This is a genomic window from Hydrotalea sp. (assembly GCA_030054115.1).
Classification (GTDB): Bacteria; Pseudomonadota; Alphaproteobacteria; order JASGCL01; family JASGCL01; genus JASGCL01.
In genome coordinates this window covers 1-16,977 of sequence record JASGCL010000031.1, presented here as the reverse complement: position 1 = coordinate 16,977, position 16,977 = coordinate 1, and the positions used below count along the sequence as shown (strand labels likewise).

The 16,977-nt window shown below is 46.6% G+C and carries 15 protein-coding genes; 10 read left to right on the top strand and 5 right to left on the bottom strand.

The window, feature by feature from the left end:
• From QM529_06135 to ychF, 3 genes are all read right to left on the bottom strand, one after another.
• Nucleotides 1–217 (bottom strand): hypothetical protein (locus QM529_06135; GenBank protein MDI9314233.1); only part of this gene is annotated, 217 nt, incomplete at its 3' end.
• A gap of 203 nt (nucleotides 218–420) precedes the next feature.
• Nucleotides 421–1,119 (bottom strand): triose-phosphate isomerase, encoded by a 699-nt coding sequence (gene tpiA / locus QM529_06130; protein ID MDI9314232.1) that lies wholly within the window; start codon nucleotides 1,117–1,119, stop codon nucleotides 421–423.
• Nucleotides 1,120–1,139: 20 nt separating this feature from the next.
• Nucleotides 1,140–2,249: a redox-regulated ATPase YchF gene (gene ychF, locus QM529_06125; protein MDI9314231.1), complete on the bottom strand. Its 1,110-nt coding sequence runs from the start codon at nucleotides 2,247–2,249 to the stop codon at nucleotides 1,140–1,142.
• An 81-nt stretch (nucleotides 2,250–2,330) separates the two neighbouring features.
• On the opposite strand from ychF, the gene infA reads away from it, so the two are divergent.
• The 3 genes from infA to QM529_06110 all read left to right on the top strand — a co-directional run bounded on the left by infA (nucleotide 2,331) and on the right by QM529_06110 (nucleotide 4,120).
• Nucleotides 2,331–2,576 carry a translation initiation factor IF-1 gene (gene infA, locus QM529_06120; protein MDI9314230.1) on the top strand — a complete coding sequence of 82 codons (246 nt, stop codon included), beginning with the start codon at nucleotides 2,331–2,333 and terminating at the stop codon, nucleotides 2,574–2,576.
• Between the two features lie 167 nt (nucleotides 2,577–2,743).
• The gene (gene ssb / locus QM529_06115) at nucleotides 2,744–3,226 is read left to right on the top strand and encodes a single-stranded DNA-binding protein (protein MDI9314229.1); all 483 of its coding nucleotides are present in this window, start codon (nucleotides 2,744–2,746) and stop codon (nucleotides 3,224–3,226) included.
• A 156-nt stretch (nucleotides 3,227–3,382) separates the two neighbouring features.
• On the top strand, nucleotides 3,383–4,120 hold the full coding sequence (locus QM529_06110; protein ID MDI9314228.1) for a YggS family pyridoxal phosphate-dependent enzyme: 738 nt from the start codon (nucleotides 3,383–3,385) through the stop codon (nucleotides 4,118–4,120).
• Between the two features lie 167 nt (nucleotides 4,121–4,287).
• Here the strand turns inward: QM529_06110 and QM529_06105 are convergent, their stop codons facing one another.
• Nucleotides 4,288–5,061 (bottom strand): DUF3800 domain-containing protein, encoded by a 774-nt coding sequence (locus tag QM529_06105; GenBank protein MDI9314227.1) that lies wholly within the window; start codon nucleotides 5,059–5,061, stop codon nucleotides 4,288–4,290.
• Nucleotides 5,062–5,249: 188 nt separating this feature from the next.
• Here QM529_06105 and QM529_06100 point away from each other — a divergent pair, with 188 nt between their 5' ends.
• From QM529_06100 to QM529_06075, 6 genes are all read left to right on the top strand, one after another.
• Entirely contained in the window at nucleotides 5,250–5,720 is a 471-nt protein-coding gene (locus QM529_06100; protein ID MDI9314226.1) for a RidA family protein, read from the top strand.
• Nucleotide 5,721: 1 nt separating this feature from the next.
• A complete protein-coding gene (locus QM529_06095; protein MDI9314225.1) occupies nucleotides 5,722–7,164 on the top strand; it encodes a glycerophosphodiester phosphodiesterase family protein in 1,443 nt (480 codons plus the stop codon).
• Between the two features lie 118 nt (nucleotides 7,165–7,282).
• Nucleotides 7,283–8,392 (top strand): recombinase RecA, encoded by a 1,110-nt coding sequence (recA, locus tag QM529_06090; protein ID MDI9314224.1) that lies wholly within the window; start codon nucleotides 7,283–7,285, stop codon nucleotides 8,390–8,392.
• A gap of 887 nt (nucleotides 8,393–9,279) precedes the next feature.
• Complete coding sequence (locus QM529_06085) at nucleotides 9,280–10,593, top strand: hypothetical protein (GenBank protein ID MDI9314223.1); 1,314 nt, start codon at nucleotides 9,280–9,282, stop codon at nucleotides 10,591–10,593.
• The gene (locus tag QM529_06080) at nucleotides 10,593–11,417 is read left to right on the top strand and encodes a DNA adenine methylase (protein ID MDI9314222.1); all 825 of its coding nucleotides are present in this window, start codon (nucleotides 10,593–10,595) and stop codon (nucleotides 11,415–11,417) included. Before QM529_06085 ends, QM529_06080 begins: the two co-directional genes overlap by 1 nt.
• Nucleotides 11,418–11,784: 367 nt before the next feature.
• Nucleotides 11,785–13,155: a hypothetical protein gene (locus tag QM529_06075; GenBank protein MDI9314221.1), complete on the top strand. Its 1,371-nt coding sequence runs from the start codon at nucleotides 11,785–11,787 to the stop codon at nucleotides 13,153–13,155.
• A gap of 42 nt (nucleotides 13,156–13,197) precedes the next feature.
• Here the strand turns inward: QM529_06075 and leuC are convergent, their stop codons facing one another.
• Entirely contained in the window at nucleotides 13,198–14,643 is a 1,446-nt protein-coding gene (gene leuC / locus QM529_06070; GenBank protein ID MDI9314220.1) for a 3-isopropylmalate dehydratase large subunit, read from the bottom strand.
• Nucleotides 14,644–14,857: 214 nt separating this feature from the next.
• Between leuC and QM529_06065 the strand changes: the two genes are divergently transcribed.
• Complete coding sequence (locus QM529_06065; protein ID MDI9314219.1) at nucleotides 14,858–16,561, top strand: MFS transporter; 1,704 nt, start codon at nucleotides 14,858–14,860, stop codon at nucleotides 16,559–16,561.
• Nucleotides 16,562–16,977: the final 416 nt, after the last annotated feature.

The following is a 16,977-nucleotide window of genomic DNA, read 5'->3' as shown; positions in this document are numbered from 1 at the left end:
CCTTTAACAATAATTTCCCGGCGACTGCGTTGGCCAGCAATGGGCCGTTCGCGCCCGTGCCGTTACCGACATTGGCAAATTTTTGTCCTACCGCTCCGCTGCTTGAGGACGAGGCCGCCGTTTGCGCCGAGGCCGAATTCGTGGTCAAAAAACCAGTGGTTAACAACATGGCAACCGATGTTTTGGCGATATTGTTAAGAATTTTTTGGTTTTTCATGGTTGTTTTCTCGCTTTATTTGCTATGGTTTATTTTAAGTAGTTTGGTTTAATTGTTGAAATTTATCGTTTAAATGATGTCATATATATTACCAAATTTTCAAATCTTTTCATAGGCTTTTTAGCTTTTAAAGGCAAAAATTTTCGAGAATGACAGGGGGTGGCGATGTTAAAACCCATTTCAGATTCGCAAAAGGTGGCTATCTACACCATCGCTAAAATTTTTACCATCTCGTCGGGTTTTAGGCTGGCACCACCGATAAGGAGGCCATCGACCTCTCGCAATGCCAAAATCGCCGCCGCATTGCCGGCGTTCACCGACCCGCCGTATAAAACATGGGTGTCGTTGCCAAGCCGTTGCTTGATATAATGATGCACGGTTTTTATATGGTCGGGGCCGGCGTTTAAACCGGTGCCAATCGCCCACACCGGTTCATAGGCAATGATAATCTCCTTGTCCTTAAAATTATCCAGGGCATGTAATTGCGCCGATAAAACATCGTTGGTTTTTTTGCTGGCATGTTCGTCGGCATGTTCGCCCACGCAAAAAACCGGCGTGATGTGGTGATTCAATAATTGAATAATTTTTTGCGCTAATAATTCGTGCCCCTCGTTATGGTTTTGCCGCCGTTCCGAATGGCCGACGATGCAATAATTAACCCCGGCCTGCATCAATAATTCGGCCGATACATCGCCGGTGAAGGCACCTTTTTCGTTGCTCGAAACATCTTGCGCCGCCGTGTGAAAACCCGTCGCCCGCACGTGGGTTAAAAATGGATAGGGCGGGGCAACCACCAGCAATTTTTTTTGCGCCGGCGAAAATTTTTCGGCGAAGGACGTTATGCCCGCCATGCTCCCGACTGGCAAATTCATTTTCCAATTGGCGATGATTAATTTCCCCATAAGATTGCCCATAATTATCATTATACCGCAAATCGGAAATGAAATACATCACCATCTTGCACAATGTAACTTTTGCCTTCTAACCTTATTTTGCCCAATTCTTTGGCCTTGGCCTCGGAACCTATATCCAACAGATCCTGGTAATTTATTGTTTCGGCGGCAATGAAACCACGGGCGAAATCGGTGTGGATAGTGCCGGCGGCTTCCTGCGCCGTGGAATTTTTCTTCACGCTCCAACTGCGGGCTTCCTTCGGGCCGACGGTAAAAAACGATATGCGGTCAAGCAATTGGTAACCGATGCGAATAATATGGCTAAGGCCGGTTTCGTGCAACCCCAATGTTTGCAAAAACTCGGCGCGTTCATCCTCGGCCAGCATGGCAATTTCCGATTCGATTTTCGCCGAAATAATCACCACCGGAATATTATTTTTTTTACCAAAATCCTCGACTTGTTTGCTCATGGCGTTGCCGGTGGCAACCTCGCCCTCGGCCACATTGCAAATCAACATCATGGGTTTTAACGATAACAATTGCCAACCCTGCACCGCCGCCATGTCCTCCGCGCTTGGTTTCATGGCGCGGAACCCGCCGGCCAAATCATCGCCGGCCTCGGCCAGTTTCAATAATGCCAGCAACAATGGCATCTGCGCGACGGCGTCTTTATCCTGGGCGCGAACTTTTTTTTCCATATTGTCTTTGCGTTTTTGCAAGGCCTCTAAATCCGACAACAGCAATTCGGTGCGGATGGTTTCGACATCGCTCAAGGGGTTGATGGCGCCCGATACATGGACGATATCGCCGTCTTCAAAACACCGCACCACATGGGCAATGGCGTCGACCGCGCGGATATGCCCCAAAAATTGATTGCCCAACCCCTCGCCCTTTGACGCGCCCTTAACCAAACCGGCAATGTCGACAAATTCCATCTGCGCCGGAATGATTTTATCCGACGGGTAAATTTTCGCCAAATTGGTTAGGCGTTTGTCCGGCACGGCGACGCGGCCAATGTTGGGTTCGATGGTGCAAAATGGGTAATTGGCGGCCTCCGCCGATTGGGTCTGGGTCAGGGCGTTGAACAGGGTCGATTTCCCCACGTTGGGCAGGCCGACGATACCGCAATGAAAACTCATAAATAGTGATAAACGGCAGAATCGTTTGCTTGTCAAGCTCGCCCTTTCCTGCTATAAAAATTTTTATACAAAACCAACATTATGTCTAAAGAAGAATTAATCGAATTTAAGGGCACCATTACCGAAAAATTGCCCAACGCCATGTTTCGCATAACATTGGAAAATGGTCATCTTATTATCGGTCACACCGCCGGCAAAATGCGCAAGCACCGCATTCGTATTTTGGTCGGGGATAAGGTCACGGTCGAAATGACGCCATATGATTTGACCAAGGGGCGCATTGTGTTTCGCGAACGCGCCAATTTTACACCCGGACCCCCGCGCTAGGGTTATTGGCCGTTGCGCCCTCGTCTTTGCTTGCCAAGCTTACTTTCCATCACGCGCTAGAACTTTTTTAAAATTAACCCTTGCTATTTTATGGCAATCGGGTAAAAAGGTTAGTAATAAAAAAATTGATAAAAAAAATAACGAAAAAATTGAGGAAGAGATAAATTATGACAACCGCATTAAATAAAGTTTTTTTACTTGGTAATTTGGGTGCCGACCCGGTGATTCGCAATACGCAAAAGGGCGAGAAGGTCGCCAGTTTCCGCATTGCCACATCGGATAGGTGGAAAGACCAAGATGGCAATATGCAGGAACGAACCGAATGGCATAATATTGTTATATTTGGGAAGGCCGCCGAAATCGCCGAGCGTTTTTTGAATAAGGGAAGCCGTGTCATGATTGAGGGGCAATTGCGCCACCGCAAATGGCAAGACCAAGCGTCGGGCCAAGACAAATTTATTACCGAGGTTGTGGTCAGTGCCTTTAACGGCCAATTGCACCTGCTCGACGGGCGCGGCGGCACACCAGGTGGCGGCCCCAATGGTGGCGGCGCGGGCGGTTCCGGTGGCGGTTCTATGGGCGGTGGTTCCGGTGGCGGCATGAGCGGCGGCGGTAAAAAACCCGACATGGACGACGATATTCCATTTTAGAATTTCAATATAATGGTGCCGGCTGGCGGCTTTATCAGCGTTTTTTATCATTGCCGGTTTTTTCGCCCGGGTTTGCAAATTAATCGGCTTACTGGTTAAGGCGGGCAATATAGATTCTTCCTGCGGTAACCTTATGAATTAGGTTCGTGGCAAAAGATGATAGAAAAAACTATCGACGACATGCAAAGCAATATTAAAAACAACATCGCCGGCAATATAGCCCGCAACATAACCGATGTGCGACAAAAAATCGCGTCTGCATCGGCGGTGGCGCACCGCGACCCATCGGCGACGACCCTTATCGCGGTCAGTAAAAACCATGGGGTTGATGCGGTGCGCGCCGCGTTTGATTGCGGCATCACGCATTTTGGTGAAAATAAGTTGCAGGAGGCGACAACAAAATTCGCCAGCGAAAATTTGGGCGACGATTTGCGGCAAAAAATCACCTTACATTTTATCGGCCATTTGCAAAGCAACAAGGTCAAACAGGCGGTGCGTTTTTTTGATTACATCCACAGCCTTGACCGAAAATCGGTGGCCGACGCCATGGCCAATGAGAAAAAAAATTGGCAAGCGGCGCAACCATTCCCCAAATTATTGATTGAGGTCAATGTGGGCCAGGAACCACAAAAAAGCGGCGTCATGCCGGGCGACATTGACCAATTTTATAACTATTGCGCGGCTGATTGCGGCCTGGCACCGCATATTGTTGGGTTGATGGCGATATTGCCGCTGGGGCGGCCGGTGTCGCCCTATTTCACTTTCCTGAAACAACGGGCGGGCGATTTAAAACTGCCCGAAACGTCGATGGGCATGACCGGCGATTACGTGCAGGCCATCGAACTGGGCGCGACCATGGTGCGCATCGGCACCGGCATTTTTGGCGGGCGGTAGGTCCCCCATCCCATCTTAATTATATTATTGATTTTTAAAATAAGGGGTTTAATTCAATTTTAGCTTGACAAGGGAGAATAATAGCAATATACACGGGTCACAGCACGATTAGACCAATGGTCAGTTTGCTGTTTAAAGAAAAGGCAACTATTTATAGTTGCCTTTTTTTATGGAAGAAAAACAATACCATAGCCTTTTGTAGTGTTTTTGCCATATGGATCAGTTCTGATTTTTGGCAGAATGTTTTGCAATATCTTATAATCATATCCATTGTTATTAAATTTTACTTTATTATTTCTATCAAGCGCATGATATTTCATTACGCGGGCGGTCATATCTGCGACCTCTATACCTACGATTAAATCACGCTTTTTATAAATAGATAAATTTTTATCAATATGTTTTTGTATAATTTTTGGCGGCAGACTAAGCTTTGTTGTATAAATATACTCTTTAAACGCATTTTTTAATTCTTTGTTAGAATTGTTATCTCTTGTTTCAATAAATACTTTGCCAAGGGATGCTTCACCTTCCAAGAAGTTGCAATACCTATCTAGCAAAGACCAAAAGGAAAAATGATAAATATCCGATGGAGTGTGATACGTTCCTAAGTGCTTTTTTTTATCCAAAACAACAGAAATAATAATTATGGGTGCTGTATTTAAAAAACCTAAATATAAATTATTAAAACTATTTCTAATATTTTTATCTTTTAATTTATTAAACGGTGCCTTTCTTGCTTTTATATCTTCTAAGTGCATCGCCGGCCTATGGCTTTCAGTAGAAAATATATCCCTGATAGCTTCCCATTGTTTACAAACCGTTTGATAGTTATTGTCATCAATAATAATACCATTAAGACAAAAAAAATTATTTATGTCATCAGCCTTATTACTATAGGGCACGCCACTTTCATCAATATATAAAGTATAATTACTCATACCTTTCGTAGTAAAATGCTAAAGATAAGTAGTCAATATAAAAACAACTTATAATTATTTTTTATGAATTGATGTCAAAATTATAATCCTAGTTATGTTATATAGTTTTGTTTTAAAGTCAGTCAAAACCTGTCCTCAACCGCCAAGCTCGGACTTGCGGGTTTGATTAAAACTTGTTAGGAAAAGACATGACTGATTCCAATAACATCGATGCAAAACTTGCCGAGCTCGGCATTACCCTGCCGACGCCGACCAAACCGGTCGCGGCCTACGTGCCATTTGTTATCACCGGCAATTTATTATTTCTCTCCGGGCAATTGAATATGCGGGATGGCAAGGTCGTGCAAACCGGTGTCGTCGGTCGCGACGCCACGGTCGACGACGCCATTGCCGCCGCCAAATTATGCGCGGTTAATATCTTGGCGCAAACCAAATCGGCGTTGGGTGATTTGGCGCGGGTAAAAAAAATTGTTAAATTGGGTGGCTTCGTTGCCTCGACCCACGATTTCACCGACCAACCAAAAATTATCAACGGCGCGTCCGAATTGATGCAGGCCGTTTTCGGTGACGCCGGCCAACATGCGCGGTTCGCGGTGGGGGTGGCGTCTTTACCATTGAACGCCGTGGTCGAAATCGACGCCGTTATAGAATTTAAATAACGTGAAAAAATTACTGAAACATCCGTTTCTTATCGTCTCCTTGATAAGTTGCGGTGTGTTGGTAATGACGATGGCGGCCGCCACGAGTCAGTCCTCAAAATTACCCGCAACATTAAAAACGATAGATGGCAAACCGCCGCTGGTGATTGGCCATCGCGGCTTCCCCGGCCTATACCCCGAGGAAACCGCAGTGTCATATGAAAAGGCCGCCGACGCCGGGGCCGATTCGCTGGAGGTTGATATGGTCATGACAAGGGATTGCGTGCTGGTGGCGCGCCATAACCCATGGCTTAGCGATAACACCAATATTGTCGATGTCGCCAAAAAAAATCCCGCGGTTGCCACCCGCAAACGCACCATGCCCGGCCGTTGGCAAAATGTAAAATGGCCGGGCACACCCGATAAGGGGCCGCACCGTTACTTGACTGATTTGCCCGACGCAAAAATTGCCGCCAAGCAACCTAGTGATAGGACAGAAAATAATACGAAGTCGGTGCTGAAAACATTCGTGGTTGACGGCCAACAACAGGACGGCGGCGATTTTACCCGCCACACCGGCGATTGGGCGGTGTCGGATTTTACATTCGCCGAATTAAAAAAATGGATAGGCGGCACAACATACGACGCGCGCGAATTGCGCCCGACCGCCCTGAATGGTAAATTCCCGATATTGTCGGTGCAGGAGGTTATCGATATCGCCCGCAAAAAAACGCAAGAGCTCAAACGGCCGATAACGGTTTATATCGAAACAAAAAACCCAATATGGAACAATCGCCAGGCGATAGCCAATGGTTGCGGCAAACCCGGCACGCGCCCGTTTGAAAATGCGGTGATAAAATTATTGGAAACCAACGGGCTTAATACCCGTGGCGCGCCGATTTTTTTGCAAAGTTTTGACCCGGAAAGTTTGAAATACCTGCGCCGCCAGGGCGCAAAACCAAAAGCAGTGCAATTGATAGACGGCAACGACGTGAATTATAAAACCGGCGAGGTGATTTATAATTCGGGCGATTACCAAGCGATTGTCAGTGGCCGACCATACAGCTGGACCATTGCCGGCAAACCCGCCTGGTTCGGCGAGATGTTGACCCCCGCCGGTTTGGCCGAAATTAAAAAATACGCCGATGGCATCGGCCCATGGAAACCGATGGTGATTCGCCTGTCGGTTTTGCCATGGAAAGACGGGGCGAAACTTAGCGATGTGAATCGCGCCGTGCCAAGCAATGTTGTAGCCGACGCGCATAAAGCCGGCCTTTTCGTGCATGTTTATACATTTCGCAATGAAAAAAAATATTTGGCCGGCATATATAACAACGACCCAATGCAAGAGCACATAGCATTTTTTAAATTGGGGGTTGATGGTATTTTTACCGATTTCCCCGACACCGGCGTTGCCGCGCGCCAAAAATATTTGCAGGATGTTGGTTATAAGCCGGCACCATAATTTATTTTCCGTGGCGGCACGCCATCGGCTTAGTTATCCACATTAAATGCGTCCGCGAAAAAAAATAATTTGTATTATCCGCGCGAATCACCGATAGTGTGCGGCAAGAGGTAACAACATGGCAAAAGAATCAAAAACAACTAACGGCGCAACCAATGGTGGCGCGCATTTATCACCCGAAAAAAGCAAGGCGCTGAGCGCGGCCCTGAGCCAAATTGAACGTAATTTTGGCAAGGGCAGTATTATGAAATTGGGGGCAAAGCAACAGGAAAATATTGAGGTTATTTCCACCGGTTCGTTGAATTTGGATATTGCGCTGGGGGTTGGCGGCCTGCCCAAGGGTCGCGTCATTGAAATTTACGGCCCGGAAAGTTCGGGCAAAACCACCCTGGCGTTGCATGTGCTGGCCGAGGCGCAAAAGAAGGGCGGGCAAGTTGCCTTTATCGATGCCGAACACGCGCTCGACCCGTCATACGCCAAAAAACTGGGCGTTAATATCGACGAGATGTTGATTTCGCAACCCGACACGGGCGAACAGGCGTTGGAAATTGCCGACACGTTGGTGCGGTCGTCGGCGGTTGATGTGTTGGTTATCGATTCGGTGGCGGCGTTGGTGCCACGCGCCGAGTTAGAGGGCGAAATGGGCGATGTCCAAGTGGGCACGCAGGCCCGATTGATGAGCCAGGCATTGCGCAAATTAACCGGCACGATTCACAAATCAAATTCGATGATTATTTTCATCAACCAAATTCGCATGAAAATTGGCACCATGGGTTACGGCAGTCCCGAAACCACCACCGGCGGCAATGCGTTGAAATTTTACGCGTCGGTGCGGTTGGACATTCGCCGCATTGGCGCGGTGAAACACGGCGACGTGGTGATTGGCAACCAAACCAAGGTCAAGGTGGTGAAGAACAAGGTCGCGCCGCCATTCCGGATTGTTGAATTTGATATTTTATACGGCGAGGGGATTTCGCGCGTGGGCGAGGTTATCGACCTGGGGCTGGCGGCGGGCGTGATTGAAAAATCGGGCGCGTGGTTTTCGCGCGGCGACGAACGAATCGGCCAGGGGCGCGAATCGGTTCGCGCCTATTTAAAAAACAACCCGGCGATTTGCACCGAGATTGAGGCACAGATTAAGGCCAGCGCGGAAAAAATTTCTGAAAACATGTTGGAAGAACCATTACAACCCGGCGAAGACGACGGCCCACCCCCACCGCTGGAGTAGGGGGGGCAATTACTAATTATCAAAAAATCACTCCGTGATTTGTTGATGACGATATAGCAAATTATTTACGTTATATAATGCGCATAAAAAATTAAAGGCGGTTGAGAAATCAACCGCCTTTTTATAGAAGTTGTTTGCGAGGAAAAAACACCAGCTTCCCTTGTGTCACAAGGGAAGAAGAAAAACAGTGAGCGTAGCGACCATGTTTTTCAGTTAGGTTAGCCCCCATTTCAGATTTGCAATCGGTGTCTAACCTGCCTGAGAAATATCTCGGCTTTTATAAAGCCGAGTATTTTTCTGCCTCCCTTGCATCACAAGGGAGGCAGATTTTTCTAGCCGCCTTTTTTATAAAAAATTTTATACGCTAACCCACCCAAAAAACATGGTCGCTTGCGCTCCCTGTTTTTATCCCTCGTCGGCGGCTAAAGCAATGGAGGCTTTGTGGCATTGCTATCCCCACCGTTTTTTTGCTCGGCGTCTAACGCACCCCCCCCCCTCCGTTATTCTCGAAACCCCGCCTCTCCACCCCTCTACCCGTCATTCCCGAAGCCCGTAAGGGCTGTCGGGAAGCGCGCTCAAGTAACGAAGTGATAGCGCAAACCAATTGATTCCGAGGCCTCCTCATGGAAAACTGCGAAAGGCTGTTGGCGTTAAAATTTTGTTTGGCTAGGTTATTTTTATTTTCTATTACTCTTTCGTTTCCTGTAATTACCGATGCCTCGGAAATGGTTCCCCGACAACCCGCGCTGGTTCGCGCGGGTTTCGAGGATGACGGGTAGAGGGGTTTTAGGCCGGGCAGGGTGGCGGGGGAAGCGGCTCGTTGCAACCATTTTTTTGCTTTACCAGCGGTGGTTAATTTAATATAGTTTCTCCAACAGGAGAAATTTATGGCTTTTACAGATATAAAAAATGTAGCTATTACAGATTTGCTACTGGACAAAGATAATTATCGTTATTTCAAGGGCACCGTTACAACGCAAGAAGAGTGCGTTGCAGAAATGCTAGAAAATTATGAAATTGAAAATCTAGCAGATGAAATTGCTAAGAATGGATGGTCAGAATTCGAGCAAGTGGTTGTTTTCAAGATTGATGGAAATAATTGGACGGTCATGGAGGGCAATAGACGCATTACCGCTTTAAAATTATTAAACGACCCCGCTTTATGCAAAGACCAAGATAAGCAAAGAATATTTGCTGATTTAAAAAGCAAATACGCAATTAATATTCCTAATCAAATAACGATTTACACAGATAACTTGGAAAAGATAAAATATCATATTAAGAAGCGACATAGTGGTCCCGATGATGGCCGAGGAACGCTTCCCTGGGACCCATTACGAAAGGACAACCAAGCCATTGATAATAAGGCGCCTCTTAATTACCCGTTCGTGCACAAGCTGGGGGGCGGCGCACCAGCATTGGTTAGCAAAATACAAAAAAAAGGCTTTCCTGTATCTACCCTAGAAAGAATCCTTGCATATAAAGAAATTAGACATGCTTTAAACATAGAAACTAGGGATGATGGTACGTTAACAATTGATAAGCATGCTGAGGATATTTTTCAAAAAATTATTACAGCACTAGATAACAAGGATTTAAACGTAGACCATGTCAAAACACAAGAGTTAGCCAAAGAGTATTTTAAAGACAAATTTAAGATTATTTTTAAAGATACCACTGAATCTAAGCGAAAAATGAACCAAGCGTCACCAAGAAAAGGAAAGGCAAGATTATCAGGGGTGGTTAAAAATAAACGCATCATTACCGTCATACCAGAGCACACTAGTCAATTTGTGCCTGATAAACATGAGAAAGCAAAGAAAATAATGAACGAGCTTCGCGGACTAGACATAAAGAAATTTACTCAAGCAGGTGCTATATCACTTCGTTGCTTTATTGAATTAAGCGTCTATCATTATGTAGAAGATAAAAAATTACCAGTCGTTAATACAAAAAAATTAGACAGGCATGGAAATCCAACAAAAAAGACCTTGCATGATTTGTTAATAGATGTTTGTAATGATTTAGAAAGTAAAAATCTCATAAAAAAATCTGATAAACAATCAGCTACTTCTAGTAGACTAAAAATTTCTGATTTAAATGCTTTCGTTCATAATCCTAATGCTTTACCAGCGATGGATGAATTAACAACTACCTGGCTAGCTATAAAAATAGTTTTAGAAAAATGCTGGACAAGCTAATGAACTACCATTCCCCCCTTCGTTATCCGGGCGGCAAGGCTAAGTTGACGGATTTTGTAAAGGATATTTATCAGCATAATAAATTATCGGCGGGCACTTATGTCGAACCCTACGCGGGCGGTGCGGCGGTTGCCCTGTCATTATTGTTTGATGGTTATGTTAAAAAAATAATAATAAACGATTTAGATATTGCTGTTTTCTCTTTTTGGCAAGCGACCGTTAAGCAAACCGAAGAATTAAGCAAAAAAATACGCGATACAAAAATAAGCGTTAGAGAATGGAAAAAGCAAAAAAATATTTATAATCATAAAGAGGGCTTTGACCAGCTTGATATTGCCTTTTCTTTTTTCTTTCTCAATCGTGTAAATCATTCTGGCGTTTTGAATGGTGGAATTATTGGCGGCAAGCGCCAAGCCGGCGATTTAAAAATGGATGCAAGGTTTAATAAAAAAGACTTGATAAAAAGAATCGAGCGAATTGCAGATTGTAGAAAAAAGATAGAAATAAAAAACGACGACGCTTTACATTTAATAAAAAAAATAAAAAATAAAAAAAATTCTTTTATTTATATGGATCCACCCTATTACGAAAAAGGAAAAAAGTTATATAAAAATTTTTACCAACATGACGACCATGTTGAAATTGCAGCGGCCGTGGCGGATATTACTTCGCCAATGATTATTACCTATGACAATGTTGCACCGATAAAAGAAATTTACCGCGACCAAAATCAATCCGAGATTGCTTTAAATTATTCATTAAATAATACGCGCAAGCGGTCGGCAACAGAAATTCTAATATATAAAAATATTACACTGCCCTAAAATCCGTAATCCTACCGGTCATGGCTGATGCGGCGGCCATGGCGGGCGACATCAGGTGGGTTCGGCCGCCGCGGCCTTGGCGGCCCTCGAAATTGCGGCGGTAAAATCGCAAGATTGTTACACAACTCTCTCCGACAATATCGCTCATGCCACCTTAAAATAGTGGGGAGCAGTATCCCATCGCCTTAACGCCATGGCTTTAGATACATGCAATTGTTTTTTAATGTTTTTTATTTTTTGTGCGCTGATTTTTATAATAAATATTATCTTCAAAACAATTTTTAATAGTAAACAATTGACAACTATAATAATAATAGATAAATTTCTTAAAAACAATTCAAAGTAGAATTTATGAAAATAAAAACCAATGAAAAACAATAGCTTAAAAAATACCCTAGCAACTATTGTTGCGATATTGTTATCGACCACCGTCGTTTGTCGAAATGTCGCATTGGCACAAAGTTACACGGTGCCTGGTTCTATGGTAAATCATACTTCTATCAGTGGTTATCCTTACAACGATTCTTCGCGCAATGGCACCGGTAAAAATGGCCCATTGTTGGCTAGCGCGTTCGCGGGTAAATTAATGCTTAAGCTGGACGGTGGTTACATATATAGCTTCGCAAGAACATGGAATAAATCAGACACCACCACGGGGGCAAGCATTAGCACCAACACATCCGCCATAACCGATGGCGTTGGTTATGGCGCCAGTTTAGGTTACACCAACGAATCCGGTTTTGGCATCTCAGCCGATTATTTAGGCTTCAACCATAACTGGACAAGCGGGGGCACCGACCCAGCTAACCAATATAATTATGATGCGTCATATAACGTCGTGACGTTCGTGCCCAATTACAGGATTCAACTTGACGCTTCTGACTACTGGGGTTTGCGCATTGGGGTCGGGGTGGGATTCAGCATTTCTACTATTAATTGGGCAAAACAAATAAATGCCAGCAGTGGCGTGCAAAGCGGCGCAAAAATTGCGGATGGCGCGGTATATGGAAGCATAACGGACCTTGCTACATTAGGTGCAAGTTTCAGCTGCCTTTCACCGACTTATAGTTACATACCTAGCATTAGAGAATATACTGACAGCACTGGTGGGCTTATTCAAACCATTTTCCCTTTCAATAGCATAGAGATATCGATAACAAACCAATGTTTATCTACTGCGGGTAACAGTATTATCAAAAGCAACATAACCAACGCCATGGTTGCAACGTCTCTTAATAATGGCAACATGATATTTCGTTACGCTAATATTAACAACCCTGTTGCCTATGGCGTATGGAGCGTGGTTTTTGGTAGCGATGGCACCGCCACGGGCCGGACGGCCCTGGCGACCGCGACCCATTTTGAACAGCAAGTTGGCAAGGTGATAATAGCCGATTCAGTTTGGAACGACCTGCCAACATTCACACAAAATGCACTGGCGGCGGCGGGGGCATTATCGGCGTCGCAGGCATTATTTGCGTCGTCGCAGGCCGCGACGACGGGCTTGGTAAAGGCCGAGCTGGGTTTTGTAATTGCGCCCCAGGCCGCGCTTGAATATGACAATGGCGTGCTACACGCTGACGTGAATGTAAAATACCTGCACCAATTATTAAACCAGGATTATTTGGGATCGGAAGGATGGATTAATGGCCAGGCGACATCTACCGCTATCACCTATACATCGAAAGCCGGGCCATTCGCGCTGTTCGTTGGCGTGGGCATGGGCATTAATTTTTAACGCAAAGTCAGCGGTTATTGCAATATAAATTGCTTCATCAAATTACGCGCCCCTGAAATCCGTAATCCGGCCGGTCATGGCTGATGCGGCGGCCATGGCGGGCGACATCAGGTGGGTTCGGCCGCCGCGGCCTTGGCGGCCCTCGAAATTGCGGTTGCTGGTCGACGCGCAACGTTCGCCCGGCGACAATTGGTCGGGGTTCATGCCCAAACACATCGAACAACCGGCGTCGCGCCATTCAAACCCGGCCTTTAAAAAAATATGGTGAAGCCCTTCTTGCTCGGCCTGTTCCTTGACCAACCCCGACCCGGGCACAATCATCGCCAATTTTATATTGTCGGCAACTTTTTTGCCGCGCGCCATGAATTTATCAACAATGCCGGCGACAACCCGCAAATCCTCAATCCGGCCGTTGGTGCAACTGCCGATAAAAATTTTGTCCAACGCCACGTCTTGCATTTTGGTGCCGGGTTTCAACCCCATGTAATCCAACGCGCGAATCATGCCCTGTTTTTTGTCGGCGGTTTTGGCCGCATCGGGCGATGGCACCATGCCGTCAATCGCCACCACATCCTCGGGGCTGGTGCCCCAACTGACCATGGGGGAGATATCGCCGCCCTTTAAAATAACATCCTTGTCATATTTGGCATTGTCGTCGCTTTTTAACGTGCGCCAATATGCCACCGCCTTATCCCACAATGCGCCCTGTGGCGCGCGGGGTCGCCCCTTGATATAGGCAAAGGTTTTTTCGTCGGGCGCGATTAAGCCAGCGCGCGCCCCGCCCTCGATGCTCATGTTGCAAATTGTCATACGCCCCTCCATCGACAAATCGCGAATTACATCGCCGGCATATTCAATAACATGGCCGTTGCCGCCCGCCGTGCCAATATGCCCGATGATATATAAAATGACGTCCTTCGCCGTAACCCCAACCGCCGGTTTGCCATCAACCAACACCCGCATGTTTTTCGCCGGCCGTTGCACAAGGGTTTGCGTCGCCAGCACATGTTCAACCTCCGACGTGCCAATGCCAAATGCCAACGCACCAAACGCCCCGTGGGTCGATGTATGGGAATCGCCGCACACAATGGTCATGCCCGGTTGGGTCAGGCCTTGCTCCGGCCCGATAATATGCACAATGCCCTGGCGTTTGTCGCTCAGTTTAAAAAATTCAATGCCGAAGTCTTTGCAATTTTGTTCCAGCGTGTCGATTTGAATACGGCTTTCCTCGTTATCAATTTTTTCGCGGTTGATGGTCGGCACATTATGGTCGGCAACCGCCAATGTTTTTTCGGGGTGGCGCACGCGCCGCCCGCTGAGGCGCAACCCCTCGAAAGCCTGCGGGCTGGTAACCTCATGCACCAAATGCCGGTCGATATAAATCAGGGCAACACCATTGGCATCCTGGCGCACCAGGTGGTCTTGCCATATTTTATCGAACAACGTGGTTGGTCGGGTGGTTGGGTGGTTGGATGGTTGTTGCGTCATGATTTTGTGGGGTTGTCTTTCCCCGCCACAAATAGCACAAACAACGAAAAAGGCAACTATTAGAACATGTATTATTAAGGGGGTGATGGCATTGCCAGTGATTATTTTTTTTAAAATAATACTTGCATCGGCTTTCTGACTTGATATAATTACTTACCATAAAAAGGTAGGGACGACAGGGATATGAATGGGGACTATCAAAAAGGAGAGGAAAATGAAAAAAACAATAAAACAATGGGGTGGTGGATTGTTTGGCAAATCAACCAAGCCGCCAGCCAATAAAAAATTAACAAAGGAAGAGGTCAAGGTTATTGCCGCTTCCTCGGTCGGGACGGTGTTCGAATGGTATGATTTTTACCTTTACGGATCCTTGGCCGCCATTATCGCCAAGCAATTTTTTTCCGCGCTTGACCCGTCATCGGCGTTTATTTTTGCGCTGTTGGCCTTTGCCGCCGGTTTTATCGTGCGGCCATTTGGCGCATTGGTGTTTGGCCGTTTGGGCGATTTGGTGGGGCGCAAATACACGTTTCTTGTCACTATTCTTATCATGGGCTTTTCAACCTTTTTGGTTGGTATTTTGCCCGGCTATAATACGATTGGCGTGTTGGCACCGATTGGCTTGATTGCCCTGCGGCTGTTGCAGGGTTTGGCCCTGGGTGGCGAATATGGTGGCGCGGCGACGTATGTTGCCGAACATGCGCCGGCGCATCGCCGTGGTTATTTTACCTCCTGGATTCAAACAACCGCCACAGTTGGCTTGATGTTATCGCTGTTGGTGATATTGGGGGTGCGAACCTACTTGGGTGAAGAAGCCTTCGCCGCATGGGGTTGGCGCTTGCCATTCTTGCTGTCGGTGGTGTTGTTGGCGATATCTTTTTATATCCGCCTCAGCATGAACGAATCGCCGGCCTTCAAAAAAATGAAGGCGCAGGGTCGCACGTCGAAAGCCCCCCTGTCCGAGGCTTTTGGCAAATGGAGCAACTTGAAATGGGTTGTGTTGGCGTTGCTGGGCTTAACCGCGGGCCAGGCGGTGGTTTGGTATACCGGCCAATTTTACGCCCTGTTCTTTTTAACCCAGTCGTTAAAAATTTCGGGGGTCGAGGCCAATATCATGATAGCCCTGTCGCTTATCATTGCGACGCCGTTCTTTATTATTTTTGGTTCGCTGTCCGACCGTATCGGCCGCAAACCAATAATTTTAACCGGTTGTTTGCTGGCGGCCCTGACCTACTTCCCAGTGTTCAAGGCCATTACCGGCGCGGGCAACCCGGATTTGGCGGCGGCGCAAAATTCGGCGGCGGTGGTGGTTGCGGCCAACCCGGCGGAATGTTCGTTCCAATTTAACCCCACCGGCACAATAAAATTTACCAGCAGTTGCGATATCGCCAAACAATTTTTGGCGGCCAATTCGGTAAGTTATGGTAACGAAGCGCTTGGCGACGGCGAAACGGCGGTGATTAAAATTGGCAATCAATCGATCACCGCCTACAGCAGTAAGGGCCTGAGCAAGGAAGAAGCGGCGGCGAAGGATAAAGCCTTCAAAGACGTGGTTACCAAGGCATTGCGCGACGCGGGCTACCCCGAAAAAGCCGACCCAGCAAAAATCAACAAGCCGCTGTTGGTGGCATTGTTGGCCTATCTGGTGTTATTGGTTACCATGGTTTATGGGCCAATTGCGGCGGCGTTGGTTGAATTGTTTCCGACCAGGATACGTTATTCGGCCATGTCCTTGCCCTATCACATCGGCAATGGTTGGTTTGGCGGGTTATTGCCCACCACCAGCTTTGCCATCGTGGCGCAAACCGGCAATATCTATAACGGGTTGTGGTATCCGGTGATTGTTGCCAGCCTAACCTTTATTATCGGGGCGATATTTATCCCCGAAACCAAGGATAGAAATATCTACGCAAATGACTAATCATTGTTTGCGATAGGCAATAAAGAAAAACCCCCGTCGGCATATTGTCGGCGGGGGTTTTTTTTTAGAAGCAAGTGAAGTCTGGTGCTTGTATTCGTGCGAATTTACGTCGCATGAATAAGATAAAACAAGTTGGGTGATGAACAAATCACCGAGTGATTTTTTAAGGATGGTTGGGTTTCCCAACCACCCTTTTTTTTTATAGAAGTTTTGTGCGAGGAAAAACCGCCAAAGCCTCCATTGCTTCAGCAAGGGAGGGATAAAAATACGAACACCGCGCCAGCGGTGGAGATATTTTTTGGGTGGGTTCGCCAACAGGATTTTTTTGCCACCCTTTTTTTTACGAAAACCCGCACCCGCCGGCCAAAAAGGACTTATCCACAACAATATTGCAAGTTTTGGGGATAGGGTATTGC